Here is a 24,937-nt window from a genome sequence, read left to right as displayed (position 1 = left end):
CCCCGAAGGGCTTCATCGCTCGACTTGCATGTGTTAGGCACGCCGCCAGCGTTCGTCCTGAGCCAGGATCAAACTCTCAATTTAAAATTGATGTTTGAGCCGTATTTTATTATAAACTTCGTATTACGTTGTTAACTGCGTCGCTCCGATACTCACGTATACAAATACGCTTTGTTCCTCACTCCTCGTTGCCTAGTACTACTCGTTTCTACTAAAATACTTTTATGCTCTATTTATCGCTGACTTGTTAAAGTCATTTTGTGAACTTTTAGTTCACTGAATTAACTGGTTTTACCTTTTTCTCTGTTTAATTTTCAAAGACCAAATAATGTTTTATTGTGTCGTTTCCTGCGGTGTATTATTATATTATCATTGCAAACGTTATTCGTCAAGGCTTTTTTTTAAATGTATTAAAAAATCTAAATATCATTTCCTGTTTTAATTATAATATAATCATATTGTGTTTATTTATGCCATATATTGCTGAAACACTTCTCTGAATTATATTAAGTATAACTAATTAAATAAATTGCTAATCAAAGTAAAATATTATTTAAAAGTATTGCCATGCTATTGTCACATAAATTAACTTAACCATAAATTATATTTTTATACATAGCATCAAACAAATTAATAAAGGTTTATTATAAATCTTACTATGGCATATATTCATTAAAATTATAATCTCTTACCCTTAAAGTGTTGTAAAGTATCCAAAAACTTTTTTACATCTTTACTAATAACAAATTTCATAAAATAAGACTTTTTCTTTCCGTCTATAAAAATCGTATCTCCAAATTTTTCTTTTGTTATCTCTACCTTATAAATATCGCAATACTCAATTACATCATCATAAATAAAAAATAATCTTTTACCACAAAATCTTACTTTTCTATTTGTAGCTACCAGTATTCCTGATCTCAAAGTACTCTTATTTCTCACAGTAGCTTGAAATGCTCCATCAACATAGCTTAAAATTTCTTCCCCCTCTTCAAAATTATCTTTTACTAAATTAATTAATTTTTTTATGCTAGCCATATTATCCCCCTTGTAAAAATTAAACTTTATTGCATCATAATGTTTAAAAAATATTTTTAATCCACCTAAGCATATTGAATAAAATATTTTTTAACCCCTTCCTTATTGTAATATTCCTCTGCTTACTAGTGTAACTACTTTCTATAATAAATGCAATATCACTCATAATTTCATATGCTTTATTTTCTTCTCTTCTTGTTATACTTCTTTTATTTGTAATGTTTTTCAAATTATTTAGCAATTCTGTTGTAATAGTATTAGAATAACCATCTGCTTTCTCTATGGTGTTTAAATGTTTAATTATTATTTCACTTGATACTCTTACATCTATAGCTTTAATAATGCACCAGTTAACGTATTGTGATAATTTTATTTCACTATATTTTTTTTTGATTCTCCCAAGGAGATTGATAGCCTCCTGAGATAAATACTTTTCATCCATATTTAACAATCTATCTCTCATAACATTTCCCCCTACGCATCAACTATTTCCATATATATCCTGAGGCCTAAATTATTATTTAGTTTTATCTCTAATTATTACTTTTATACTAAAAAATTGAAGTATTTTTATTATTTAATTATATTTATTTCTTGCTCAACATATAAATTTATAGAAGATTTTATTTACACTATAACTTTTAGGAGGGCAAATATGAATAATTTTATAGTTTCAAACTTTTGGGATATACATCCCCATTTAAAGAAGAGTGTTTTTTCTTCTAATAACTTCAATAATAATGATAGTATATTGAGAAAAGAAGCTGAGGATATAATATTTAAGAGAACAAAACTAGGATTAAACAACTTAGTTAAAGGGCTTCAATGCATTTTAGTTAATTCAGAAAATGATTATTTTAATAATGCGGTTAACGAATTTCGTATGTACACTGGGTATGAAGTTTATGAGAGTTTTTCAAACAATCTTCTAGATGCTACCATTCTAAAACTTCAAGACTCCTGTGATATTATGGTTACTTCCAGAAAAAATGAAGAAAATCCTTTTTTACAATATAATTTAAACCCCAAAAGCAATATCCGACCTAATACAAGAATTGAATGTTTTATATTCGAAGTAAATAACATTGATAAATATTTTAGTATACAGAAGAATCGCGGTATAAACTTCTTGACATCTGATATTATTGAACATGATAACTATTACTTTGTTCAAACAATACCTTCCTCCTTTACAGGCACATCATATGGGTTCATACAATGGAAAAATGGTACTAAAACTTATAAAGATAGTTGTGATGCCGATTTGACCATGATGGCTCTAACATCAAAGCCTGAGTATACAAAACATATTACATTCATAGATCATGCGGCAACACGTATTATAGCTAAACATAGAGATGCTGCAATACTAGAGCTTATGGAGCTTACAGATTATAACTTTGATTTTTCAATTTACGTTAAAAACTTAAACTCTATAACTAATGTAGCTAGAATGAAAAATGAAAAGTTTGCTATGGTATTCACTTCTGGAATTACCCCATTTACAGACTTAGAGCAAAGTGGCCCAACAGAAAAATTTGTTTATAATTATGGCCCAAGAGTTCATCACATAGCTTTCTACACTAATTTTATTGAGAATACCTTTAAAGATCTAATAAATAATAATATGAAATTCTTAATTGATTTAGTTGGCTCAGAGGAAGAAGGAATAAAACAAACTTTTTCAAGTCCTTCAGAAAGTACCTTTGTAGTAAATGAATATATATGTAGATATGGAGACTTTGATGGTTTTTTTACCAAGGAAAATGTAAGGGATCTCACCAATGCCACTAACAAGCAATAAAATGTAATTAAATTATTTTTGTATATTTAGTATGTATTAAAGAATAACTGCAAAGCCTTTGCTTGCAGTTATTCTTTATACTATATATCCTATGAATAGTTATTTTAAAATAAAAACTAGACATATAAGCATGTCTAGTTTTCACTTTAATAATTAGCAGCAGAAAAATCCGCCACCACAACCACAGCAACAAAATAGCAATAATAAAACAATAGCTAATCCAAAATCATTATTTCTAGGCTTAGGTTGTGGCATTGGACAACATCCAATATTCCCTAAAGAATATGAATTTTGAACTTCATTGTTGCCTAAAACATTATTTATATTTTCCCCAGCATTTAATCTTGTTAGTAATTCTTTTACTTCTGGATCATTCATAAGGCTTTGTAGTAAATCTTGAGTAGACATACAATAAACTCTCCTTTTTAAATTTTTCTTAGTTTGCTATGAATACTTAGTAAAGTAAGTTGTCCATATGCAAAAACTTAAGTACCTTAAATGCCGTGTACACTATATAATATGAAAATACTAGATTTTTGTTTACATTTATAGAAATTATTTAAATTGTAGTAATACATAATTATCTTTTCTAGGGACAAATTAATATAAGATAATCAATGAATGGAGGTAAAAGTATGGTTGATAACAATAAGAATAGATTTAAAGAACGTAAAAAATCTCAAGCAGAACTCCGAAAGATGTATCCAAAAGATGGTGCAGATGTAGGTATAATAAACGGAGTTAAAAATAGTTCTCACCCAAATAGTAATGACAGCTCCAAAGATAATTCCTCTTCATTCTAATTTAAATTAAAAAAATCCACTCAATTGTGAGTGGATTTTTATTTGGTGGCTCACCGGGGGATCGAACCCCGGACACCATGATTAAAAGTCATGTGCTGTACCGACTGAGCTAGTGAACCATATCGTTAAGCACTTTAAAATTTATAAAATGCTTAACGTTACCTGGCGACAACCTACTCTCCCACAAAGTCTCCTTTGTAGTACCATGGGCTCTTTGAAGCTTAACCTTCGTGTTCGGCATGGGAACGGGTGTTACCTTCAAGACATCATCACCGGATACCTAAAATAAAATTTACGATAATAAAAGTGAACTTAAAGTGTTGACCAATACAGATACTTTATTTATATTGCAGTAAATTCTCTAATATCATCGCCCATAGTGATATTATTGTCAATATCACACAAATATACATTAATGTCACTTAATTTATTAAGCCTTTACATTTTATCAGCTATAATAAATAATGTCAATATAAATAGTAATTTTTATCAGGTCAAAAACATCCTTACATTGCTACAAAATTCAATATACATATGGGTCACCCTATAATTTTTATAAGTTTCATATTTTCTTTTAAACTTATCACTTGTAAAAACACCACCCTAAATTAAGAATGGTGCTTTATAAATTTAATTATATTGCGATAATATTAATATAATTTATAACTTGTAAGGCTAATTCATAGTAAAAACAGCGCAAAAATAGAAGTAGCTATAATTCCGATTGCTACAGGGACTAAATTACGCCTCGCTAATTCAAAAGGTGATACTTTGCACACTGCAGCTACAGGAATAATGGCCCATGGTATGATAGTTCCTCCCCCAACCCATATCGCACATATTTGACCTAAAGCTGTAAGAGTTGCTGTACTTGAACCTGTTGCTGTTGCAAATAAACGTGCGATAGATCCAGCTAAAGATATTCCAGAAAAACCGGAACCATCAAGTCCCGTTATAACTCCAACAGTTGATAATGTTGCCACACTTACTACATTATTTAATGGTACCGAATGTGCTAGTACATACCCAAGGTCATTGACTATGCCTGTTGAGTTTTGAGGCAAGTATTCACCAATTATTTTTACAAACCCCATATCACCTAAATAAAAGAAAGCAGCAATTGGAATTACAGGACCAAATACCCTAAATCCGAATTGAAATCCATCAATAAAGTAGCCCGTTATTTTTTCTAAAGCTCCAAGTTTAAAGGTTTTTAAGGAGATTAGCATTAATAAGAATATAGATGTTCCTCCTATAAGAGCAGTAGCATCTCCACCCTTCAAATCCAAAAAAATCATTAATATCACATCAAAAATGAAGAGTATGGGAATTAATAACGAAAAAATTATCTTCCATGTATTATTAAGTTTGTCTTTACTACAAGCCTCATCATCTACAGTTTCCATTGAAGGATCTGAAACCACCTCATTTATTATTGTTCCACGCTTCATATCTCTTTTTAATAAAATAAATGCAGTAATTGTAGTAACTAGACCCATAACAATAATTAAAGGTATTGTAGCTGAGATAACCGAACTAACAGGGACTCCTGCCGCATCTGCAGTAAGCTTTGGCGCCCCTTGGATAACGATATCACTAGATAAAGCTATTCCATGCCCAAATAAATTCATTGCTACTGCTGCTCCAATAGCAGGAAGCCCTGCTTTTATAGCTACAGGCACAAAAATTGCGCCAATCAATGCTACTGCAGGAGATGGCCAAAAAAACCATGAAATTACCATCATGGTTATTCCAATTACCCAAAAGGCTAACACATCATTCTTTATAAGTTTCGTAAATGGTCGTATCATTACCTCATTTATCCCAGTTACTGTTAAAAGTTTACTAAGTGATACAATAATAGATATTATAAGTATGGTAGGTAATAGTTCTGTTATAGCATATATAAAACTATTAAATACCCCTATTACTGAAAGTGAAAGAGAATTTGTACTAATTATCGCCAGCATAAATATTCCCACAATACATATTAAGGAACAATCCCTTTTTTTAATCATAATACCTAAAATTAGTAAGATAAATACTAAATATACATAGTGTAGAGTAGTTAATTCTATCATCCAGTTCATCTCCTCACGTGTATTTCTATTTTTTCTTTAATATACAATATGCTTAATGTATATTAAGGTGTGAAATAACACAGAGGTTTTATTATATTTACCCTGGTATATAAAACTAAACTTTAACTTTAAAATCACTAAATTATTAGTTAATAGGTTCTTTTTATATTGCCTCACATAAAAACATAAAATTATATTACCTTGATTTAATATACTTATAGGCCTCTTTCAAAAGTTCTTTACTTACCTCATGAGTAACCTTTTGTATTCCATCCTCAAAATTAACCCACTGGTAACTTTGCACTTCCGTTTTATCTATAATTACATCTTTGCTGTTAGTTTCTCCCAAGAAAAATATTACTTCCTTAGTTATATCTGGTCTAGGTCTATATTCTATCCTATGCTTAAATCCAGACAATAACTGTACAATTAACCCAGTTTCTTCCTTTACCTCTCTTAAAGCAGTTTCTTCTTCATTTTCTCCCTCAATTATATGACCTTTAGGATATCCCCAATAAGTATTTATATTTTGTTGAATTATTAAGAACTGGGGCTCATTATTGTTGTTTATAAATACAACTGCACCACAGGATTTTTCATATTGCATGGACAATCCTCCTTTAAATAAGAATTCTATACATTAATTTATGTAATATGTATAACTTTTATTTACAGAAATCATTATTACATTATTAATTACTAGTTAATTCTATATTTTTGTAAAATGTCCTTCTATTTTTTGTTAAAAATAAAAAAGGCTATTTCTTAAAATGATTGCTCATGTTACTTTAAGATAGCCTCTTTATTTTATTTATTTGTTATTTCACCAGTTTTTAAATCTATATTAATCAGTATTTCAGTATTTTTAAAGTTATTTCCATCAAAGTGACTTTTACATAACTCAATTTTAATTTTCTCCTTTGTGTTCGTAAACACCCTATAGGATATATTAACATTGTAAGGGATAAATACTTCATTGGAATTATTCATAGTTTTTCTTCTATTTCTGCTTTCGTTTTCTATAGATTTTACAAAGGAATCAACATCTTTCTGTATATAATCGTTGATTTTATTAGTTAATTTCATATCCTTAATTTCTATTTTAGGCAATTTAATATTAATGTTTACATCCTTATTTTGTTGTGAGTTCTTCATAGTTTTAATTGATGCTCTGCTACTTGTTGAAATTGTTTTTAAATCTAAAGGCAATTCAAGACTATTTAAAGGAATCTTAAATTCTGGTACTCCTACAACATAGGGTGTAATTTCATTCATAGGAAAGTGGATTACTATACTTTCCTTTTCTAAATAAAATGATTGGTCATAATCTATTCCTCTAAACTTATTACTATAATACTTATTCCTATCCTTAGCTATATCTTCACTAATTTTGTTATTAATCACCTGTTGGAAATCCTGTTCTTCACTAAATAGGTGCTGAAGCTTTAATAACCTTGAGTTCTTTAAATCAATATTATAACTTTTTTTATTTGAGGTACTGTAACTCCCTCCAGTAAAGCTGTTGCTTGTTATTGTAAAGCTTAAAAGATTTTCATCATTATAAGTTACAACATAAGTAGATTTTATTTCATATTTGGGCAATGAAAAACCATTTGTCTTAGCATATAATAAATCCCTTTGAAGAACGTCTTCAAACTCCTTCTTCATGCTATTTATGTAGCTACTTATATCGTTATTTATTATCTTTTCAAATTCCTTATTGTTTAATCCCTGTACATAGGGAATATTCAATATCATCTCCATATGTTCATTTGATTCGTTTGTAATTTTATCTTTTAGTTCTATTTTATTATTTTCTGTATACAATGTTAAAGTGGGAGTACTTGCCTGCACGTCTTTAATATGAGTTTCCATATTAAAAAATACCATGAAGGAAAATACTAAAACACTTGATAATATTAAACTTATGCACTTTCTCATAGGTACGTCCCCCTTTACTCTTATAAAAATATGATAACATATGTATTCCAAAAAATTACAATTATTATGTAATTGAATATATTTTTTTTATGACAACTTATTACTTATATTGTAAGTTAATTACTTCCTTCTACTTAATATTTGACAATTTTACTACAAATAATTCATTTAGTTCTAAACAATATTTTAAAAGTATATATAAAGAGTAAGTTATGTAAGGAAGGAGTGCATTTTATGAAGAATGATAATCCTAATTATAGGCAAGAAACTTATAAAAATAAGAAAGAACCTAGAAATGACTTTAATGAAAGAGAAGAGATTAGCACTCTAGAAAACATTCTAGACGAAGGAGAGTTTTTAAATATATCTTCTAATATACCAGCTAAAAGCGAAATCCAAAGCTTAATTAACTCACTGAATAATTTAAATATTTCTTCTTTAAATGGCGATAAAGATCTTTATACTGATATAAATAGTAAATTAGATTCTATAAATAATATATTGGCTAAAACCAGTGATAATTCAACTATTGGATCCGACACTACTGCTTTAGAGGACTTAAAAGGTATATTAGAGTATATCACTACTATTAATGCTCTTAAAAATCAGCTTAACGAACTCCCCTTCAATACCTTTGAAAAAATATATGTTGAAAATTGTATAACCCCTACTCTTACAGTTTTTTATCAACTATGCATTGCTGCTGCCTCTTTTAAGGACACAGCTCAGTCTCTTTCACTTTCTACTACCACTAAAAGAAAAACTCATAAAATAAAAGATTACGAAAAAACCACCTATGAAATCATGAATCAAATTCAATGTTTATATGATATACTTGAGCATAGGATTTATGATTTTATTAAAGTATTGTGTAAATGCAAATAACCTCCCTGGACAATACCATGGAGGTTATTTATTTTTCTTTTTTAACTAATTTAAGATACGTTTTATCAAAAATAGTTATAATAATTGTCTTGATTTTAAATCTAAACACATTGATCGAGTTTAAACTTCTTTAGTGCTTATCCTTTGATGCTGCTACTTCTTCAAAGATATCCTCTAACATCCTACCTTTATATTTTAAACTATCTTCACTTGTTAGGCTGCTATCTTCTAGATTTTTAAAAGCAACTGAAAGCATAAGTTTTATTCTGTTTAATTGATTTACTTCACTAGCACCAGGATCATAATCTACTGCTACAATATTAGCCCTTGGATATCTTCTTCTCAGTTCCTTCATCATGCCTTTACCAGTTATATGATTAGGTAAACATGCAAAAGGTTGCATACATACAATATTTTCAGCACCACTCTCAATAAGCTCTATCATTTCTCCTGTTAAAAACCAGCCTTCACCAGTTTGATTACATAGGGATAATACATTTTTCGCCTCTTTTGCAATATAATCAATAGTTTTTGGTCCTTGAAATCTAATACTTTTCTCTAAGGCTTTAACCATTGGCTCTCTTAACTTTTCCAATAGAGCTATAATAAATTTAGATGTGTATTTAGAAAAAGGCTGATAATACAATTCTTTTGCATTAATTTCTGAATCTTTCAAAGTATAAAGAACAAAATCCATTAAATCAGGCATCACTGCTTCTCCGCCCTCTTCTTCAATAATATTTACAATATTATTATTAGCATGAGGGTGAAATTTTACTAATATCTCTCCAACTAATCCTACCTTGGGTTTACTTATATCCCTAAGCTCCAGTAAATCAAACTCTTCAACAAGTTTTCTTACCACAGTTTTAAAATCACCTAATTTACCTTTTTTTAATGATTCTTTGCAAATCTCAGTCCACTTATTGTATAACTGGTTAGCTGACCCTTTTATTTTCTCATAAGGTCTTGTTCTATAAAGAACTCTCATTAATAAATCGCCATATATTACTCCTATTAATGCTCTTTTTAGTAAGGATAATGTTATTTTAAAGCCAGGATTAGGCTCTAGTCCTACGGCATTTAATGAAAGTACAGGAATATTTTCAAAACCTGCATCTTTTAGAGCTTTTCTTATAAATGCAATGTAATTTGTAGCTCTACAGCCACCTCCAGTTTGCGAGATAATAATTGAGGTTTTTGTAAGATCATATTCACCACTTTTTAGTGCTTCAATCAGTTGACCAGTAACTAATATAGATGGATAGCAAGCATCATTATTCACATATTTTAATCCCTGATCTATGGTGTTGGCTGTAGTCTTATCTAGTACAACTAAATTATATCCTTCCTCATTAAATGCTGCTTCTAGAAATTGAAAGTGAATTGGCGACATTTGTGGTGATAAAATAGTATGGCTTTGTTTCATTTCCTTTGTAAATAGGATTCTTTGTTTTTTATCTTCTAATTTACAAGGACTAACCTTTTGTATGTCTCTTTCTTCCATAGCAGCCTTCAAAGACCTAATTCTTATCCTCGCAGCTCCTAGATTGTTTACTTCATCAATTTTTAATAATGTATATATTTTATTATGATTTTCAAGGATTTCTTGTACTTGATCAGTAGTTACAGCATCTAATCCACAACCAAAGGAGTTAAGTTGTATTAACTCAATATGCTTTTCTTTCGCTACAAAATGTGCTGCCACATATAATCTTGAATGATATACCCATTGATCAACCACTCTAAGAGGTCTTTCCACATCACCTAGATGCGCTATTGAATCTTCAGTAAGTACAGCCATATTAAAAGAATTTATAAGTTTATCAATTCCATGATTTATTTCAGGATCAATATGATAAGGTCTTCCCGCAAGAACAATACCTTTAATATTATTCTTTTTTATATACTCTAAAGTCTCTTCACCTTTTTTTCTTATATCATCTTTTATACTTTTGTCCTCTTTAAATGCAAGTTCTACTGCGTTGGAGATTTCCCCCTTAGTTATTCCAAAACTAACAAATACGTCATATAGTTTTTTAGTAATTGCAGCTTTATTGTGAAAAGATACAAATGGATTTAAAAATTTAATCCCTTTTTCTTTTAATATATCCATATTATTTTTTATTACTTCGGAATAAGACATAACAATTGGACAGTTGTATTGATTATTAGCCTCTTTTTGTTCCTTTTGTTCAAAAAATACACTTGGATAAAAAATAAAATCTACTTTTTTCTCTAAAAGGCTCATTATGTGGCCATGAGTAAGTTTAGCTGGATAGCAAGCTGATTCCGATGGTATTGTTTCCATACCTTTCTCATATAGTTTTTTAGAACTTCGAGGAGACAATTCTACTCTAAAGCCTAGCGTAGTAAAAAAAGTAAACCAAAAACCATAATTTTCATAGATATTTAAAACTCTAGGAATTCCTACTACACCTCTATGTGCTTCTTCCCTGCTCAAAGGTTTGTATCTAAACATTCTATTATACTTATAATCAAACAGATTAGGTAGCGAATTTTTTTCTACCTGTAACCCTGCACCTCTTTCGCACCTATTTCCCGTTATAAAACTTCTTTCATCAGCAAATTTATTAACTGTTAAAATACAGTTATTACTACAAAATTCACAACGCCTTACAGAGGATGTTGCATTAAAAGTACTTAATTCTTCTTCCTTTATTAAAGATGAGATATTTCCTTCAATATGCCTATCTCTTGCTATAAGTGCAGAGCCAAAAGCCCCCATAAGCCCAGCAATATCTGGCCTTACAACCTGTCTTTCTGAGGTAATTTCAAAAGCTCTTAAAATTGCATCATTATAAAAAGTTCCGCCTTGAACAATAATCTTGTTTCCCATATCCTTTGGATTTCTAATCTTTATTACCTTGAATAAGGCGTTTTTAATTACTGAGTAAGATAACCCACTAGATATATCTCCAACAGAAGCCCCTTCCTTTTGCGCTTGTTTTACTCTTGAATTCATAAAGACTGTACATCTAGAGCCTAAATCTACTGGACTCTCAGCCTGTAGAGCTACTTTTGAAAACTCATCTATAGACATATTTAGAGATTCTGCAAAGTTCTGTATAAATGAACCACAGCCTGCTGAACAGGCCTCATTCAATATTACCGAGTTAATGACCCCATTCTTTATAGTAATACATTTCATATCTTGTCCGCCTATGTCAAGAATAAAATCAACTCCTGGAAGGAAGAATTCTGCTGCCTTATAATGAGCTACAGTTTCAATCTCTCCTAAATCCGCTTTAAAAGCTGCTTTGATTAAAGCTTCGCCATATCCTGTAACTACAGAATTTGCTATAAATGCATTTTTAGGCAGTGCTTTATAAAGCTTTATCAATGCTTTTCTTACTACTTCCACTGGGTTACCTTCATTACTGCCATAATAGGAAAATAATAACCTTCCATCCTCATCAATAAGAGCTATTTTTGTAGTTGTAGACCCACCATCTATACCTAAAAAACACTTACCTGAATGACTTTCCATATCAGCTTTAATCACTTTGTTTGCTTCATGTCTTTTAACAAAAGCTTCTAATTCCTTCTTACTTTCGAAAAGTTTACATAACCTATTTACTTCTTTATTATGTTTACTATCCATATTACTTACTCTTTTGTTTAATTCTTTAAATGAAATCCTATTACTATTTAATGAACATAAACCTGCGCCAATTGCCACAAAAAGCTGTGAGTTGCTTGGAAAAATAATTTCTTCCGCTTTAAGTTGTAGGGTTTCTATAAATCTACTTCTAAGCTCACTTAAAAAATATAGAGGTCCTCCTAAAAATGCAACCTTACCTTTTATTGGCCTACCACAAGCCAGTCCACTAATAGTTTGATTTACTACAGATTGAAATATTGATACAGCAATATCTTCTTTTCTTGCACCTTCATTTAACAATGGTTGAATATCTGATTTTGCAAAAACTCCGCATCTAGCTGCTATTGGGTGTATTGTAGTATAAGATTTTGCCAGTTCATTTAGCCCTAAAGCGTCAGTTTTAAGTAGTGCTGACATTTGGTCAATAAAAGCACCTGTACCCCCAGCACAGGTTCCATTCATTCTTTGCTCTAACCCGTTCTTAAAATAAGTAATTTTGGCATCTTCTCCACCAAGTTCTATGGCTACATCTACATCACTTAATGTAGTTTCTATAGTCTTCGTACAGGCAATAACCTCCTGTGTAAAAGCTATATCTAACCACTTAGATACAGAAAGTCCTCCTGAACCGGTAACATTTACAGTAATATCATAATCATAAAAGTATTTTGAAGCTTCTAATATTAATGTTTTAATAGTATTTTTAATGTCAGAATAATGTCTTTCATATTTACTATAAATCAACTCCATATTTTGGTTCAAAACTGCAAGTTTTACTGTTGTAGAACCTACATCTAATCCTAAATGTAATAGCATGTCCATATTTCTTCCCCGCTCATTTCCCCATTAAATTTATAATTTGATTTTAATAAACTTCAGAGACTATATAAATAGTTATACCCTATTTATATAGTCTCTGAATAAAATTATTACTATTTTACCATTGTGAAACAAATTAATTTAAATAATTTAACTTTTTAAAAATTTATTGAAAGAATAGACTATAACTTATTTTAATCTCCAAGTAGTTCCTTCTTTGGTATCTAATATTTCTATATTCATATTTAAAAGTTCATTCCTTATTTCATCTGCTCTACCATAATTTTTTGATTTTCTTGCTTCATTTCTTTCTTCAAGAAGTCGATTAATTAATTCTTCATCCACATTTACTGGCTCTTTATCAATAATCATTAGATCAAGGGATAAGACCTTATCAAACTCTTCTATTAAAGATGTTTTTTCATTATTGTTAAGATTAGCATCTTTTATCACTTCATTTAATACAGTAAAAGCATTAGCAATGTTTAAATCATCACTAATTTGATCTTTGAACTTTTCAATGTAAATTTCTAACTTTGAGTTATCTATTGGTAAATTATTGTCAACATTACTTATTATAGTAGCGATTTTCTTCTTTAATGCTCTATAACCTTTTCTTGCATCATCTAAACTTTCAAAACTAAATACTAATTGTTTTCTGTATCTAGATTGTAAGCAGAAATATCTATAATCTAGAGGGCTAAAACCTTCTTCCACAAGTCTTGAAACTGTTAAGAAATCTCCACTGGATTTAGACATTTTTCCACCATCAAGTACTAAGAACTCTCCGTGAACCCAATAATTAACCCACTTATGTCCAAGAGCTGCCTCTGATTGTGCAATTTCATTTGTATGGTGTACTGGAATATGATCGATACCACCACAATGAATATCTATATTTTCCCCAAGGTACTTAATAGACATTGCAGAGCACTCTAAGTGCCAGCCTGGAAATCCTCTTCCCCAAGGTGAATCCCATTGCATTATTTGATTTGAAAATTTAGAATTTGTAAACCATAAAACAAAGTCTAAAGGATTCTTTTTATTTGGGTCAATTTCAATTCTACTTCCTGCTTCTAATTCATCTATACTTAGGTTTGCAAGCTTTGTATAATCCTTAAATTTATCTATTTCAAAATAAACATTTCCATTAGCCTCATAAGTATAGCCCTTTTCTTCAAGTTTTTGTATGAATTTAATCATATCCTCAATATGCTCCGTGGCCCTACATACTACGTTAGGTCTTTTAATATTTAGTTTTTTGCAGTCCTCAAAAAAAGCATCTTCATAAAATTTAGCAATTTCCCATACTGTTTTCTTTTCACGACTAGCACCAAGGGCCATCTTATCTTCACCCTCATCACTATCTGATTGAAGATGACCTACGTCTGTAACATTCATTACATGCTTAACTTTATATCCTATATATTCTAAAGATTTTTTAAGTGCGTCTTCAAATATATAAGTTCTCAAATTTCCAATATGAGCGTAGTTGTAAACCGTTGGTCCACAAGTATATAGCCCTACTTTCCCAGTCTTTACTGGAGTAAATTCGTCTTTTTCTCTTGAAAGAGTATTATATAAGTAAAAAGCCATATTTTTCCCTCCTCTTATCTTTATCTGTCTAATTGTTATTTTATTTATATTTACTCTATAGTCCCATATTATGTTAGAAGAACTAGTTTTGTATGTGTATGTTACTACAGCAATTCAACATTTTAACTTACCATACATGTTGATTTTACCACATTATTAAAAATTTACAATATTTTATCCTGGTATTCAAGTAAATTTAATTTAAATTAAAGGAAGTTTTAAATATATGTAGAAAATATATTTAATAATATACTTATAATTAACGAAAGGATGTGTACTTATACAATGCCTGTATTTATAAATGGAAATATACTCTCATTACATGAAGATAAAGTTTATGAAAGCTTTTGTATTAAAGATGGATTTTTTGCAAGAGTTGGAACTAACGAAGAGGTTTTAAATGAATATAAAGAAGAAGAAGAAGTATTTGACTTAAAAGGGAAAACTGTATTGCCTGGCTTTAATGATGCTCACATGCATTTTCTAAACTATGCTGTTCAAAAGAATAATGTGGATTTAGTTAACATTGATTCAATTGAAAATATAATAAATAGATCAGCTTCTTATATAAAAGATAAAAATATTCCAAAAGGAAGTTGGATTGTATCTCGCGGGTGGAATGATAACTTATTTAAAGAAAAGAGACTACCAAATAGATACGACTTAGACAAAATTTCTACGGATCATCCAATAATTTTCTCTAGAATCTGTGGACATATTGCTGTAGTTAACTCCAAAGCTTTGGAACTTCTTAAAATAGATAGTAATACTCAAAATCCTTCTGGAGGAGTAATTGATAAAGAAAATGGAGATCCAACTGGAATTCTCAGAGAAAATGCTTTAAATATTGCATTAGACAGTCTTCCTGCTCTAACAGTAGAGCAAATAAAAACTTCTTTGAAATCTGCATTTACAGATGCTTTAAGTTGTGGCCTTACAACAATTCAAACTGAGGATTTGACCCATTGTAAAAGCTTAAAAAACCTACTGCAAGCTTATAGAGAATTAGATACAGAAGGTTCCCTTCCAATAAGATTCGTTCTTCAGCTAAATTTAAATACTAATGAATTGCTAAATGAGGCCAAGGAATTAAACCTAAGGACCAATCTAGGAAGTGACTCCTTAAAAATAGGACCTGTTAAGTTATTTCAAGATGGATCCCTTGGCGGAAGAACTGCTGCCATGAAAGAACCTTATTGTGATGAACCTCATAAAGGGGTTTTAATTTATAAACAAGAGGAATTAGATGATTTAGTTTTAAAAGCTCATGATGGCGGTTTTCAACTAACTATTCATGCCATAGGTGATGAAGCTTGTGAGAGTGTGCTAAATTCCTATGAAAAACTAAAAGAAGTCAGCTCAAATAAAGATCTTCGTCCAACCATAGTGCATGCTCAATTTACTAATAATGATCTTCTTCAAAGATTTAAAACTCTTGGGGTTATTGCTAATGTGCAACCCTCCTTTATTATGACCGATTATCCAATTGTAGAAAAAGCCGTTGGAAAAGAAAGAGCACAAGATAGCTATGCATTTAACACTATGGTAAAAATGGGTATACCTGTAGCCTTTAGCTCTGATGCACCAATTGAAAGATTTAATGTAATTGAAGGTATCTATGGTGCAGTAAACAGACAGGATTTAAAAGGAAAACCTGTAGAAGGTTTTTACTCAAATGAGGGTATGAATGTTATGGATGCAATTAGATGCTATACTCTAGGTTCAAGTTATATGTCCTTTGAAGAAAATATAAAAGGAAAGATAAAACAAGGTTATTACGGAGATTTTATAGTGCTTTCAGAAGATATTTCTAAAGTTCCTAAAGAAAGAATTAAAGAGGTAAAAGTTCTCGAAACCTACGTTGCTGGTATTAAAAAATACTAAAAATAAAGGTAGCATTAATTTGCTACCTTTATTTTTTCGCCCTATTTGGCTTAGCTTTTGGCTTAATTACTATATTTTTCTTATCCTTATTTCTATTATAATTTGAAATTCTCTGCTTATTTTTTTTCATGTAGCCAGATAAATCTAAAAACCACAAAAATAAAATCACAAAAATTCCTGGAACAATGTATTTAACAAATATATTAGGCATGGTTGGCCATATTATTGATGGTACAATAAATTCAACCATTGCAGCTACTAATATTACCCACTTATTAACTTTAATTTTGTCTAAAACAAAAGGTTTAAGTACTTGGTATATAAGCAAAACTCCAAAGGCAAATACAATAATACTAAGAAAAAATAAAACTGTTTGCACTTCTATCCCTCTTTCCATATAAGTTATTTATATAAATTATTATATAATAATTCCCATGAAAAATATAGCTAATGTATGCGTCACTATTCTAATTATTTTTGTATTTTTATTATATTTTTCACTCCTTAGAATTAATCACTAAAAATAAAGAAACTTTATTTTTAATAGAACTTTAATAAAGTAAGGTTATAAAAAATTTTTTTCTGTTAATAATAAATACTGTAAATATATTCAAAAGGAGATGTTATTATGAGAGCATTAGATACAATTGCATTAATCCTTGTTATAGTCGGAGCAGTTAACTGGGGACTAATAGGATTATTCGGCTTTGATTTAGTTGCTGCTTTATTTGCAGGTTCAGGAGAATTTGGCACTATTAACGGCTTAAGCAGAATAATATACGGACTAGTAGGCTTATGTGGTTTATATGCCCTTTCATTCTTAGGTAGAAACAGATATAGAGACGTAGATTAATTTTAAAACTAAAGAAGCTAAAATTAGCTTCTTTAGTTTTTTTATTTCATCACAATTTGAATTTTGACTTCATAACTAATTATGCCTTATTATTTGATGATGAAATTTTAGCTTTATTAAATATGCCTATTTAAAATAACTAAATCTACACACTATTAAATCTTACCTGAATAACAGCAATTTTATCTCCCGCTCTAATAACAATGGCTTTTATACTATATCCTCTATTAATTATATCTTTAAATATAGTCCAGCCCATATCTTCAATAACTTTAACCACTTGATTATTCTTGTCTCTAAGTATGATATTGTTCTTTACAGAAACTACATTAATACTATCCCATTGCCTCAATTTAAATGTATTATTATTTACTTCAAAAGAAATACCTCTATTAATCAAGAAATTAAGAAATTGCTCATACTTTTCATCTAAAGTTCTTTTCTCAAAGCTTAGCTTGTTAAGTTTCTCTTCCTTTAAGTTTATGTATGTAGTATGGTTTTTAATTTCTTTTTCAAGGTTTGCTTTATTTCCCTCAAGTTTTTTTATATAATTATTAATTTTAGTTACATAATTCAAATTAAATTTGTCACTCACAGTTTAATCTTACCTTTCATCAATAATAATATGATATATTATTAAGTAACATGTAATAATCTACAGGTCTGCTTACTAATATGAATTATAAAAAGAGGTGCTTTTCATGAATTATATTAAAGAGTTTTTAATTAGTTTAAATAAAAGTATAACTAAATTATCGAAACTAATTATGAGTGTTTTATATAGTTTGTATAAATATATTATATTTATTTTTAACAAAAGAAAAACTATAAAAAAAATGTATGAACCCATTATTATTTCAAAAGAGAAAGAAAACAATACTCTTGTAGGTGAGTTAAAGAGTCTAGAAAACAAAGAAGCTTCAATAAATAAAAAAATAAAGACTATTGAGGGAGACATGACTAGTTTAGAAAAAAAGATAAACTACATTGAAAAATACTTTCTTAACTGAATCAATAGTTACCTTTGATAATTTATATATTTATAGATAATACTAAAATAGTAAAATCTATTTTAGGTGAGGTGAATTCTTTGTTTAAATGTATAGAAAAAGAAAATCACTATTGCAATCTTTTTAACGGTGAATGGGTTTCAAATGAAAAGACTATTGATGTATTCTCTCCAATTAATAATACTATTTTAGGCACTGTACCAGCTATGAGTAAAGAAGATATTGATAAGATAATTGAGAATTCTAAGACTTCTCAATTAAAGTGGGGTGAAACCCCTGTAAGTGAAAGAGCTAGTGTTTTACATAAAGCTGCCTTTCTTCTTGAAGACCAAGCTGACCACATAGCTAAAGTATTGATGAATGAAATTGGAAAGGATATAAAATCTTCTCTTTCGGAAGTAAAAAGAACTGCTGAATTCATAAGGTTTACAGCTGACGCTGGTAAGCATATGGATGGTGAGGCTATTGGTGCTGATAACTTTCCTGGCTTTAAAAAGAATAAAATGAGTTTTGCACAAAGAGTTCCTTTAGGTGTTATACTTGCTATTTCTCCCTTTAATTACCCAATAAATCTCTCGGCCTCAAAAATTGCTCCTGCACTAATAGCTGGTAATAGTGTAATTTTAAAACCACCTACTCAAGGATCTATTAGCGCACTCCATCTTGCAAGAATTTTTCAAGCAGCCGGATTACCTAATGGAGTTTTAAACACAGTGACTGGAAAAGCCTCTGAAATTGGTGATTATATAGTTACAAAAGAAGAAATTAACTTTATAAACTTCACAGGCTCCACTGAGATAGGAAAACATATAGCTAAAATTGCGGGTATGGTTCCTATGATGTTAGAATTAGGTGGAAAGGATGCTGCCATTGTTCTAAAGGATGCTGATTTAGATGAAGCTGCTAGGGAAATTGTATCAGGTGCATACAGCTACTCCGGTCAAAGATGTACTGCAATAAAACGAGTACTTGTAACTGAAGACATTGCAGATGAACTAGTAAAAAAAATGCTAGATCAGGTGCAAAAATTAAAAGTTGGTAATCCTGAAGATGGTTGCGAGGTTACGCCCTTAATAAATACAAAATCAGCAGATTTTGTTCAAGAACTTATTGAAGATGCTATAAATAAAGGAGCTACTTTACTTTGCGGTAATAAGAGGATTGACAATCTAATCTATCCAACGCTTTTCGATAATGTAACTACAGATATGCGATTAGCTTGGGAAGAACCTTTCGGACCAGTTCTCCCTATTATTCGTGTAAAAGATATGGATGAAGCTATAATAATTGCAAATAAATCACAATATGGTCTTCAGTCTTCAGTATTTACTCAAAATATTAATCATGCTTTTTATGTGGCTAATAAACTGGAGGTAGGAGCTGTTCAAATCAACAATAAGTCTGAAAGAGGGCCTGACCATTTTCCTTTCTCAGGAGTTAAAGCCTCTGGTATGGGAACCCAAGGAATTCGTTACAGTATTGAAGCCATGAGCAGACTTAAATCAATAGTACTTACAGTAGATTAAAAAGTTAGCTTTAACTCTATCATAATTGTTGTTTAAATTTACGTTAATTTGTAAATCTAAAACAGGTTAAAATAAATCTCAAAACAATATATTATATAATTAAAGAGCATAAAAGAAATTTAACATTTTGAAATAAATTTACCTTTTATGCTCTTATAATTAAGTTATCATCATTGCTTTATAGATGAAGAAATAATTTCTTCACAAATCTGTGCTAAATTGCTTTCCTCTTCTTTTGTTAGTTCATCGACTTTAATACATGGATGTATAATTATTTTCGCTTTTAAATCCTCTGGGGTTCCTTCTAACCCCTTAAAAGCTCCATCAACAGTTATGGGTACAATAGGAACCTTGGCTTTGGTGGCCAGCTTCATACTACCTTTTTTAAATTCATTTATTTTATGCGACTTACTTCTTGTACCTTCTGGAAATATTAACATAGACCTGCCTTTTTTTAAATTCTCTACTCCTTGTAATATAGATTTTAATCCTTCCCTTGTATTCTCTCTATCAATAAATACACAATCAAACTCCTTCATCCATGAAGAAACTATCGGCCAGCTTCCCACCTCTTTTTTTGCAATTGCCCCAGCTACTTCATCAATATTAGCCATAATTAATGGAATGTCTAATTGACTTTGATGGTTAGCAACATAAAGACAAGTAGTATTTGGTAAATTCTCTTTTCCTATAACTTCAATATTTAAGCCTGAGTACTTAATTATAGCCTTTGACCAGTTATTTACCACATCAAATACATAGTTTTCTCTTTCCCTAACATTAAGCTTTGATTTAATAATATTATATTTTAACTTTCTAAAAGCGATATATATCATATAAATAAAAAATTTCACTGCAAAATTAAATTTTCTCATGATTTCCCTTCCTTCTCTATAGAAACTAATATTTAAAATCATTATACCAATAATCTCTTTGTAATTAAAGAAATATAATTAATGAATATAAAAAATATAAATCATAGAATTATTTATATAAAAGAACTATAAATTTAATGATTTTGTCAAGACTTAATATATGTATAATTAATCCTTTACTTTATTCTTAAAGTAAAGCTATAGACGGAGGTATTATGAGAATTTCTTCTAAAAAGAAATATTTATTTTTTTCTTCCCTTATGGTTTCACTCGTTTTTTTCACTTATGTTTATCTACATAATTTTAATGATGATAACTCTAAAATAAATCGGACTGATTTAGTAGTTCATTTCATAGACGTTGGTCAAGGTGATTGTATATTAGTTCAAGCTAGAGATAAAAACTTACTTATTGATAGTGGTTCTAATAGTAGTTCTAAAAAGGTGATTCATTATATTAAAAAGCTAAAAATAAAAAAAATAGACTATGTTATTGCAACTCATCCTCATGAGGATCATATAGGTGCAATGGATGACATTTTAAAAAACTTTGAAATTGAGGCTTTCTATGCACCTAAGGTAACTTCATCAGCAAAAGATTTTACAAATCTGGTTAAAGAGTTAGCTAATCAAAATAAAAAAATATCTATTTTAAAATCAGGAATGCATATTAAAATCTATTCAGATATTAATTTAGAAGTATTATCACCTAAGAAAGATACTTATGAAAATATTAATAATTATTCACCAGTAATGCAGCTAAATTTTAATGAGATAAATTTTCTCTTCACTGGTGATAGTGAAAAGGTCATAGAGGAAGAGTTACTATTAAACCACATTAATTTAAGTTCACAGGTAATAAAAGTTGGCCATCATGGAAGTAAAACTTCAACATCTGTTGATTTTCTTAACAAAGTTAATCCAATGTATGCAGTAATTTCTTGCGGTTTAGGAAATGACTATGGTCATCCTGACTCTAACGTTATTAAATTACTGAAGGAAAAAGACATAAAAATCTTTAGAACTGATAAAGATGGAAACATATTACTTTATTCTGATGGGAAAACTCTTTTATATTCGACTATAAACAATAAATAGCTTTTCATATTTGTATGATTATAATAACAAGATTTACAAAATGTTCTATCTTTATAATATTTTAAACGCACGATAAGTTAACTATAATATTGGTTTGTATTATAAATATTACTGCAAAAACACTAGGTTACTTTTCAGTTTACCTAGTGTTTTTATATACGCTTTAATTACCTCCATACATTCTCATATTTAATTGAATTAAGAGGATGGACTACTAAACCCTTAACATCTTTAGCTACCGCATATACTGAAGAAATGTGTGATAAAAATACATATGGTGCATCTTCACAAATAATATTATCCAAATTGTATAAGATTTCATTATATGTGTAAGGGTTCCTTGTAGCTTTGGCAGCATTCAGCAACTCAAGTAAACGCGGATTGTTATATTTACTTAAGTTGGATGTATTATTAACATCTATCAATGGCTCAATAAAATTATCTGCAGTACCAGAATCCCCTAGCCAGCCATATAGTATCATATCCGTATCTTGTATGGAATGAAAATCATAATATTTTCTAGGTTCAATTTCCACTATTTCTAAAGTAATTCCTAATTCTTTTAAGTTTTCTTTTAAAATATTAGCTAATCTATAGTGAGAAGTATCCTTAGAATCATTCTTAGAAACGCCGAAACTAATTTTACCATTATTTATTCCACTAAGCTTCATTAACTCACGAGCTTTTCTCACATCTTTGTTATATCCCTTACTATTAGGATTTTTTAGTATGCTTGTTGGAAATATACCTTTAGCTACTGGCTCCATGCCTCCAAAAACTTCATCCTGTATCCTTTGCTTATCTATGATATGATTGATAGCTTTTCTAACATTTATATTGTGAATTAAAGGATTTTTTCTAAAGAAATTAAACAATAAAAATCTTGACCCTATGCACTCAGTTGTATGAATCTTGTATCTTGCTTCTAGTAATTTACTTTTATTTCTTCCATTTACCTCTATATAATCAATTGCTCCACTTATAAATCGTTCAGTTGAGTTTTCAATATTTATATTTAATATCAACTTATCAATCAATGCTTGTCCTAAGCTATATTCCCTAAATTTAGTATAAATAATTTGGTTGCTTTCCCTATGAAAATGACTAAATTTAAAAGCTCCTGCACCAATTGGATTATCAGTAATCCTATGTTCTTCTTCTTTAGGTAGTATAGAACATGACAAATGTGCTAAATTATTTATAAATGCGGAATAAGGGTAATCTAATACAATCTTTATACTATAGTCCCCACAAACATTTATACCTGACACATCTTTGCTTCTGCCATTATAAAATTCTTCAGCCCCTCTAATCATAGCTAAAAACCATCTATTGGGTGAATCTAGTTTTTTGCTTAAAAGTCTTTCAAAGGAATATTTCACATCCTTAGAAGTAATAACTCTTCCATTATGAAATTTCATCCCTTTTCTTAATGTAAAGTTCCACGTAACATTATCTTCTTCTAAGTGCCAAGTTTGGGCTATAGCTCCAATAGGGTCTATAGCAGGCCCAGTCATAACTAGCCCCAGATTTAATGGCTGTATAATACTCGATTGTTGAGACTCAATAATCATTGTTGGGTCAAAGGTTTTTGGTTCTTGTGTATCTATTGTAAAGCTTTTCTCTTGTACTTCCATTTTAGTTGTATCCTCATTTGCTATAATATTTAAATTATTTATAGTTGTACCTAACATATTTAAGGATACCTTTTGTCTATAAGCGTCTACAGAAATATTTTCGTTTAATGTTTTTACAGCTTCAATAGCTTTAACCATATCTTCAATTACTAATATCATATTTTGATTTTTGTTCGCCTGTTCAACAACTGCCTCACCAATTCTATGTGAAGTTTGTCTAGTTGCTTGTATTTGCTCCATCATATCATCAATTACTTGGCTAGCCTCTTTAGTAACATAACTTCCTTCTACTACTTTCTCTACGCTTTGTATAATAATATTAGAAGTAGCTTCTGTAACTTTAGATATTTCTGCTATAATCTTGTCAATTTCATCTGCTGACTTAGACGAGTTTTCTGCAAGCTTCTTAACTTCCCCAGCTACAACAGCAAAGCCTTTTCCACTTTCTCCGGCTCTAGCAGCTTCTATATTTGCATTCAATGATAGCAAATGAGTAGTCTTAGATATTCCTTTAATAGTATCAACTATTCCTTTAATTTTATTTGATTTTTCAACAAGGTCTATCATTGTTAATTTCATATTCTCAACAATTGACTTTATATTATCCATGCTTACTTCAACATTTTTTAGTGATTCTTGTCCTTTTTCTGCTTGCTCTAAGGTCTCATCTATAACTTTTATTGTTTCTATTACTCCAGCATTTATTTCTTGTGAAAACGCTGCTACTGTATTAGACGTATCTACTGTTCTTGTAATATGATTATCTTGTTTTTCAATTTGCTTATTGGCTTCTTTTACTGAGTTTAACAATATTTCAGTAACTTGCAATGCCTCTTCTACTTGAACCATAATTTTTTGAGACATGATGCCTTGATACTTTTGATTTTGTAATAACTTATTAGTATCTATATTATTTTCTAATGTACAGGCTATCCCCTTTTCTGTAATAGAATAATTACTTGCATCTTTAGTTTCTGCTTTTTTTCTTTTAAGTAACATAATTTTCCCCCTCTACTACCCACTTTGTGTCTGATTAATGTTTAATATTTACATATAAACCATTATTTTATACCATAAATATATTTTACCATTTTTCAAGAAAAAATCCTATATCTTTACATTATTTTCACTGATACATATTTTTGTTTCATATCTCATAAAAAAACTTTATTTTTATTAATTATGCAAAATAAAAAACTCTTAGAAATATCTAAGAGTTTTAATATAATAACATTTATTAATATTCTAATTTGGCTCCGTGGAGAGGATTCGAACCTCCAACCTATCGGTTAACAGCCGAGTGCTCCACCATTGAGCTACCACGGAATATTGCTCTTTCAAAATTGCACAGTGATTCAAATTTAATAGTTAGGTCAAGCCCTCGACTTATTAGTATTAGTCAGCTAAACATGTTACCATGCTTACACCCCTAACCTATCAACCTGATGTTCTTTCAGGAGTCT

20 protein-coding genes, 2 tRNA genes and 3 rRNA genes are annotated in these 24,937 nt (G+C 29.7%); 8 read left to right on the top strand and 17 right to left on the bottom strand.

Going from position 1 to position 24,937, the window contains the following annotated elements; all coding sequences use genetic code 11:
• The 3 genes from J2Z44_RS19315 to J2Z44_RS19305 form a co-directional block, all read right to left on the bottom strand.
• A 16S ribosomal RNA gene (locus J2Z44_RS19315) occupies positions 1–84 on the bottom strand; the annotation flags it as partial.
• Positions 85–678: 594 nt separating this feature from the next.
• Positions 679–1,038, bottom strand: coding sequence for a PH domain-containing protein (locus J2Z44_RS19310; protein WP_021282311.1), 360 nt, complete (start codon positions 1,036–1,038; stop codon positions 679–681).
• Between the two features lie 43 nt (positions 1,039–1,081).
• A complete protein-coding gene (locus tag J2Z44_RS19305; RefSeq protein ID WP_021282312.1) occupies positions 1,082–1,501 on the bottom strand; it encodes a hypothetical protein in 420 nt (139 codons plus the stop codon).
• Positions 1,502–1,693: 192 nt separating this feature from the next.
• Here J2Z44_RS19305 and J2Z44_RS19300 point away from each other — a divergent pair, with 192 nt between their 5' ends.
• Positions 1,694–2,842, top strand: a complete 1,149-nt coding sequence (locus tag J2Z44_RS19300) for a hypothetical protein (protein WP_021282313.1) — start codon at positions 1,694–1,696, stop codon at positions 2,840–2,842.
• A 153-nt stretch (positions 2,843–2,995) separates the two neighbouring features.
• Here the strand turns inward: J2Z44_RS19300 and J2Z44_RS19295 are convergent, their stop codons facing one another.
• A complete protein-coding gene (locus tag J2Z44_RS19295; RefSeq protein WP_021282314.1) occupies positions 2,996–3,250 on the bottom strand; it encodes a hypothetical protein in 255 nt (84 codons plus the stop codon).
• Positions 3,251–3,477: 227 nt separating this feature from the next.
• Here J2Z44_RS19295 and J2Z44_RS19290 point away from each other — a divergent pair, with 227 nt between their 5' ends.
• A complete protein-coding gene (locus J2Z44_RS19290; protein ID WP_021282315.1) occupies positions 3,478–3,645 on the top strand; it encodes a hypothetical protein in 168 nt (55 codons plus the stop codon).
• A gap of 43 nt (positions 3,646–3,688) precedes the next feature.
• Here J2Z44_RS19290 and J2Z44_RS19285 read toward each other — a convergent pair.
• From J2Z44_RS19285 to J2Z44_RS19265, 5 genes are all read right to left on the bottom strand, one after another.
• A tRNA-Lys gene (locus J2Z44_RS19285) sits at positions 3,689–3,764 on the bottom strand.
• Between the two features lie 41 nt (positions 3,765–3,805).
• Positions 3,806–3,922 (bottom strand): 5S ribosomal RNA (gene rrf / locus J2Z44_RS19280).
• A 403-nt stretch (positions 3,923–4,325) separates the two neighbouring features.
• Positions 4,326–5,726: a hypothetical protein gene (locus J2Z44_RS19275; RefSeq protein ID WP_021282316.1), complete on the bottom strand. Its 1,401-nt coding sequence runs from the start codon at positions 5,724–5,726 to the stop codon at positions 4,326–4,328.
• 196 nt (positions 5,727–5,922) lie between these two features.
• Entirely contained in the window at positions 5,923–6,333 is a 411-nt protein-coding gene (locus tag J2Z44_RS19270; protein ID WP_021282317.1) for a bis(5'-nucleosyl)-tetraphosphatase, read from the bottom strand.
• Between the two features lie 200 nt (positions 6,334–6,533).
• Positions 6,534–7,667: a PdaC/SigV domain-containing protein gene (locus J2Z44_RS19265; protein ID WP_021282318.1), complete on the bottom strand. Its 1,134-nt coding sequence runs from the start codon at positions 7,665–7,667 to the stop codon at positions 6,534–6,536.
• 234 nt (positions 7,668–7,901) lie between these two features.
• Between J2Z44_RS19265 and J2Z44_RS19260 the strand changes: the two genes are divergently transcribed.
• Positions 7,902–8,552, top strand: a complete 651-nt coding sequence (locus J2Z44_RS19260; protein WP_021282319.1) for a hypothetical protein — start codon at positions 7,902–7,904, stop codon at positions 8,550–8,552.
• A 130-nt stretch (positions 8,553–8,682) separates the two neighbouring features.
• Here J2Z44_RS19260 and J2Z44_RS19255 read toward each other — a convergent pair whose 3' ends face one another.
• Both J2Z44_RS19255 and cysS read right to left on the bottom strand, forming a co-directional pair.
• Positions 8,683–12,999, bottom strand: coding sequence for a 2-hydroxyacyl-CoA dehydratase (locus J2Z44_RS19255; RefSeq protein WP_209649967.1), 4,317 nt, complete (start codon positions 12,997–12,999; stop codon positions 8,683–8,685).
• 186 nt (positions 13,000–13,185) lie between these two features.
• Positions 13,186–14,592 carry a cysteine--tRNA ligase gene (cysS, locus tag J2Z44_RS19250; protein WP_209649965.1) on the bottom strand — a complete coding sequence of 469 codons (1,407 nt, stop codon included), beginning with the start codon at positions 14,590–14,592 and terminating at the stop codon, positions 13,186–13,188.
• Between the two features lie 285 nt (positions 14,593–14,877).
• On the opposite strand from cysS, the gene J2Z44_RS19245 reads away from it, so the two are divergent.
• The gene (locus tag J2Z44_RS19245; RefSeq protein ID WP_021282626.1) at positions 14,878–16,476 is read left to right on the top strand and encodes an amidohydrolase; all 1,599 of its coding nucleotides are present in this window, start codon (positions 14,878–14,880) and stop codon (positions 16,474–16,476) included.
• Positions 16,477–16,504: 28 nt separating this feature from the next.
• Here J2Z44_RS19245 and J2Z44_RS19240 read toward each other — a convergent pair whose 3' ends face one another.
• On the bottom strand, positions 16,505–16,855 hold the full coding sequence (locus tag J2Z44_RS19240; protein WP_209649963.1) for a hypothetical protein: 351 nt from the start codon (positions 16,853–16,855) through the stop codon (positions 16,505–16,507).
• A 249-nt stretch (positions 16,856–17,104) separates the two neighbouring features.
• Between J2Z44_RS19240 and J2Z44_RS19235 the strand changes: the two genes are divergently transcribed.
• Positions 17,105–17,329 carry a DUF378 domain-containing protein gene (locus tag J2Z44_RS19235; RefSeq protein ID WP_021282624.1) on the top strand — a complete coding sequence of 75 codons (225 nt, stop codon included), beginning with the start codon at positions 17,105–17,107 and terminating at the stop codon, positions 17,327–17,329.
• Between the two features lie 145 nt (positions 17,330–17,474).
• On the opposite strand, the gene J2Z44_RS19230 is transcribed toward J2Z44_RS19235, so the two are convergent.
• Positions 17,475–17,924: a hypothetical protein gene (locus J2Z44_RS19230; protein WP_021282623.1), complete on the bottom strand. Its 450-nt coding sequence runs from the start codon at positions 17,922–17,924 to the stop codon at positions 17,475–17,477.
• 106 nt (positions 17,925–18,030) lie between these two features.
• On the opposite strand from J2Z44_RS19230, the gene J2Z44_RS19225 reads away from it, so the two are divergent.
• Both J2Z44_RS19225 and J2Z44_RS19220 read left to right on the top strand, forming a co-directional pair.
• Positions 18,031–18,339, top strand: a complete 309-nt coding sequence (locus J2Z44_RS19225; RefSeq protein ID WP_209649961.1) for a hypothetical protein — start codon at positions 18,031–18,033, stop codon at positions 18,337–18,339.
• An 80-nt stretch (positions 18,340–18,419) separates the two neighbouring features.
• Entirely contained in the window at positions 18,420–19,865 is a 1,446-nt protein-coding gene (locus J2Z44_RS19220) for an NADP-dependent glyceraldehyde-3-phosphate dehydrogenase (RefSeq protein WP_021282621.1), read from the top strand.
• A gap of 170 nt (positions 19,866–20,035) precedes the next feature.
• On the opposite strand, the gene J2Z44_RS19215 is transcribed toward J2Z44_RS19220, so the two are convergent.
• Positions 20,036–20,740 (bottom strand): lysophospholipid acyltransferase family protein, encoded by a 705-nt coding sequence (locus tag J2Z44_RS19215; protein ID WP_209649959.1) that lies wholly within the window; start codon positions 20,738–20,740, stop codon positions 20,036–20,038.
• 215 nt (positions 20,741–20,955) lie between these two features.
• Here J2Z44_RS19215 and J2Z44_RS19210 point away from each other — a divergent pair, with 215 nt between their 5' ends.
• On the top strand, positions 20,956–21,837 hold the full coding sequence (locus J2Z44_RS19210) for a ComEC/Rec2 family competence protein (RefSeq protein WP_209649957.1): 882 nt from the start codon (positions 20,956–20,958) through the stop codon (positions 21,835–21,837).
• Between the two features lie 167 nt (positions 21,838–22,004).
• Here the strand turns inward: J2Z44_RS19210 and J2Z44_RS19205 are convergent, their stop codons facing one another.
• From J2Z44_RS19205 to J2Z44_RS19195, 3 genes are all read right to left on the bottom strand, one after another.
• Positions 22,005–24,473: an ABC transporter substrate-binding protein gene (locus tag J2Z44_RS19205; RefSeq protein WP_021283082.1), complete on the bottom strand. Its 2,469-nt coding sequence runs from the start codon at positions 24,471–24,473 to the stop codon at positions 22,005–22,007.
• A 252-nt stretch (positions 24,474–24,725) separates the two neighbouring features.
• A tRNA-Asn gene (locus tag J2Z44_RS19200) sits at positions 24,726–24,800 on the bottom strand.
• Between the two features lie 43 nt (positions 24,801–24,843).
• Positions 24,844–24,937: ribosomal RNA gene (locus J2Z44_RS19195) — 23S ribosomal RNA — on the bottom strand; the annotation flags it as partial.

The organism is Clostridium punense, from assembly GCF_017874425.1.
GTDB lineage: Bacteria > Bacillota > Clostridia > Clostridiales > Clostridiaceae > Clostridium_J > Clostridium_J punense.
Note: the sequence above shows the minus strand (reverse complement) of the source record. Positions and strands in the feature narration are given on the sequence as shown.

Bases quoted from the DNA above. Each gene is read 5' to 3' on its own strand.
- J2Z44_RS19255 (WP_209649967.1), bottom strand. From the start codon at position 12,999: ATGGACATGCTATTACATTTAGGATTAGATGTAGGTTCTACAACAGTA.
- cysS (WP_209649965.1), bottom strand. From the start codon at position 14,592: ATGGCTTTTTACTTATATAATACTCTTTCAAGAGAAAAAGACGAATTT.
- J2Z44_RS19235 (WP_021282624.1), top strand. From the start codon at position 17,105: ATGAGAGCATTAGATACAATTGCATTAATCCTTGTTATAGTCGGAGCA.
- J2Z44_RS19275 (WP_021282316.1), bottom strand. From the start codon at position 5,726: ATGATAGAATTAACTACTCTACACTATGTATATTTAGTATTTATCTTA.
- J2Z44_RS19205 (WP_021283082.1), bottom strand. From the start codon at position 24,473: ATGTTACTTAAAAGAAAAAAAGCAGAAACTAAAGATGCAAGTAATTAT.
- J2Z44_RS19295 (WP_021282314.1), bottom strand. From the start codon at position 3,250: ATGTCTACTCAAGATTTACTACAAAGCCTTATGAATGATCCAGAAGTA.
- J2Z44_RS19260 (WP_021282319.1), top strand. From the start codon at position 7,902: ATGAAGAATGATAATCCTAATTATAGGCAAGAAACTTATAAAAATAAG.
- J2Z44_RS19225 (WP_209649961.1), top strand. From the start codon at position 18,031: ATGAATTATATTAAAGAGTTTTTAATTAGTTTAAATAAAAGTATAACT.
- J2Z44_RS19245 (WP_021282626.1), top strand. From the start codon at position 14,878: ATGCCTGTATTTATAAATGGAAATATACTCTCATTACATGAAGATAAA.
- J2Z44_RS19310 (WP_021282311.1), bottom strand. From the start codon at position 1,038: ATGGCTAGCATAAAAAAATTAATTAATTTAGTAAAAGATAATTTTGAA.
- J2Z44_RS19215 (WP_209649959.1), bottom strand. From the start codon at position 20,740: ATGAGAAAATTTAATTTTGCAGTGAAATTTTTTATTTATATGATATAT.
- J2Z44_RS19265 (WP_021282318.1), bottom strand. From the start codon at position 7,667: ATGAGAAAGTGCATAAGTTTAATATTATCAAGTGTTTTAGTATTTTCC.
- J2Z44_RS19305 (WP_021282312.1), bottom strand. From the start codon at position 1,501: ATGAGAGATAGATTGTTAAATATGGATGAAAAGTATTTATCTCAGGAG.
- J2Z44_RS19210 (WP_209649957.1), top strand. From the start codon at position 20,956: ATGAGAATTTCTTCTAAAAAGAAATATTTATTTTTTTCTTCCCTTATG.
- J2Z44_RS19300 (WP_021282313.1), top strand. From the start codon at position 1,694: ATGAATAATTTTATAGTTTCAAACTTTTGGGATATACATCCCCATTTA.
- J2Z44_RS19290 (WP_021282315.1), top strand. From the start codon at position 3,478: ATGGTTGATAACAATAAGAATAGATTTAAAGAACGTAAAAAATCTCAA.
- J2Z44_RS19270 (WP_021282317.1), bottom strand. From the start codon at position 6,333: ATGCAATATGAAAAATCCTGTGGTGCAGTTGTATTTATAAACAACAAT.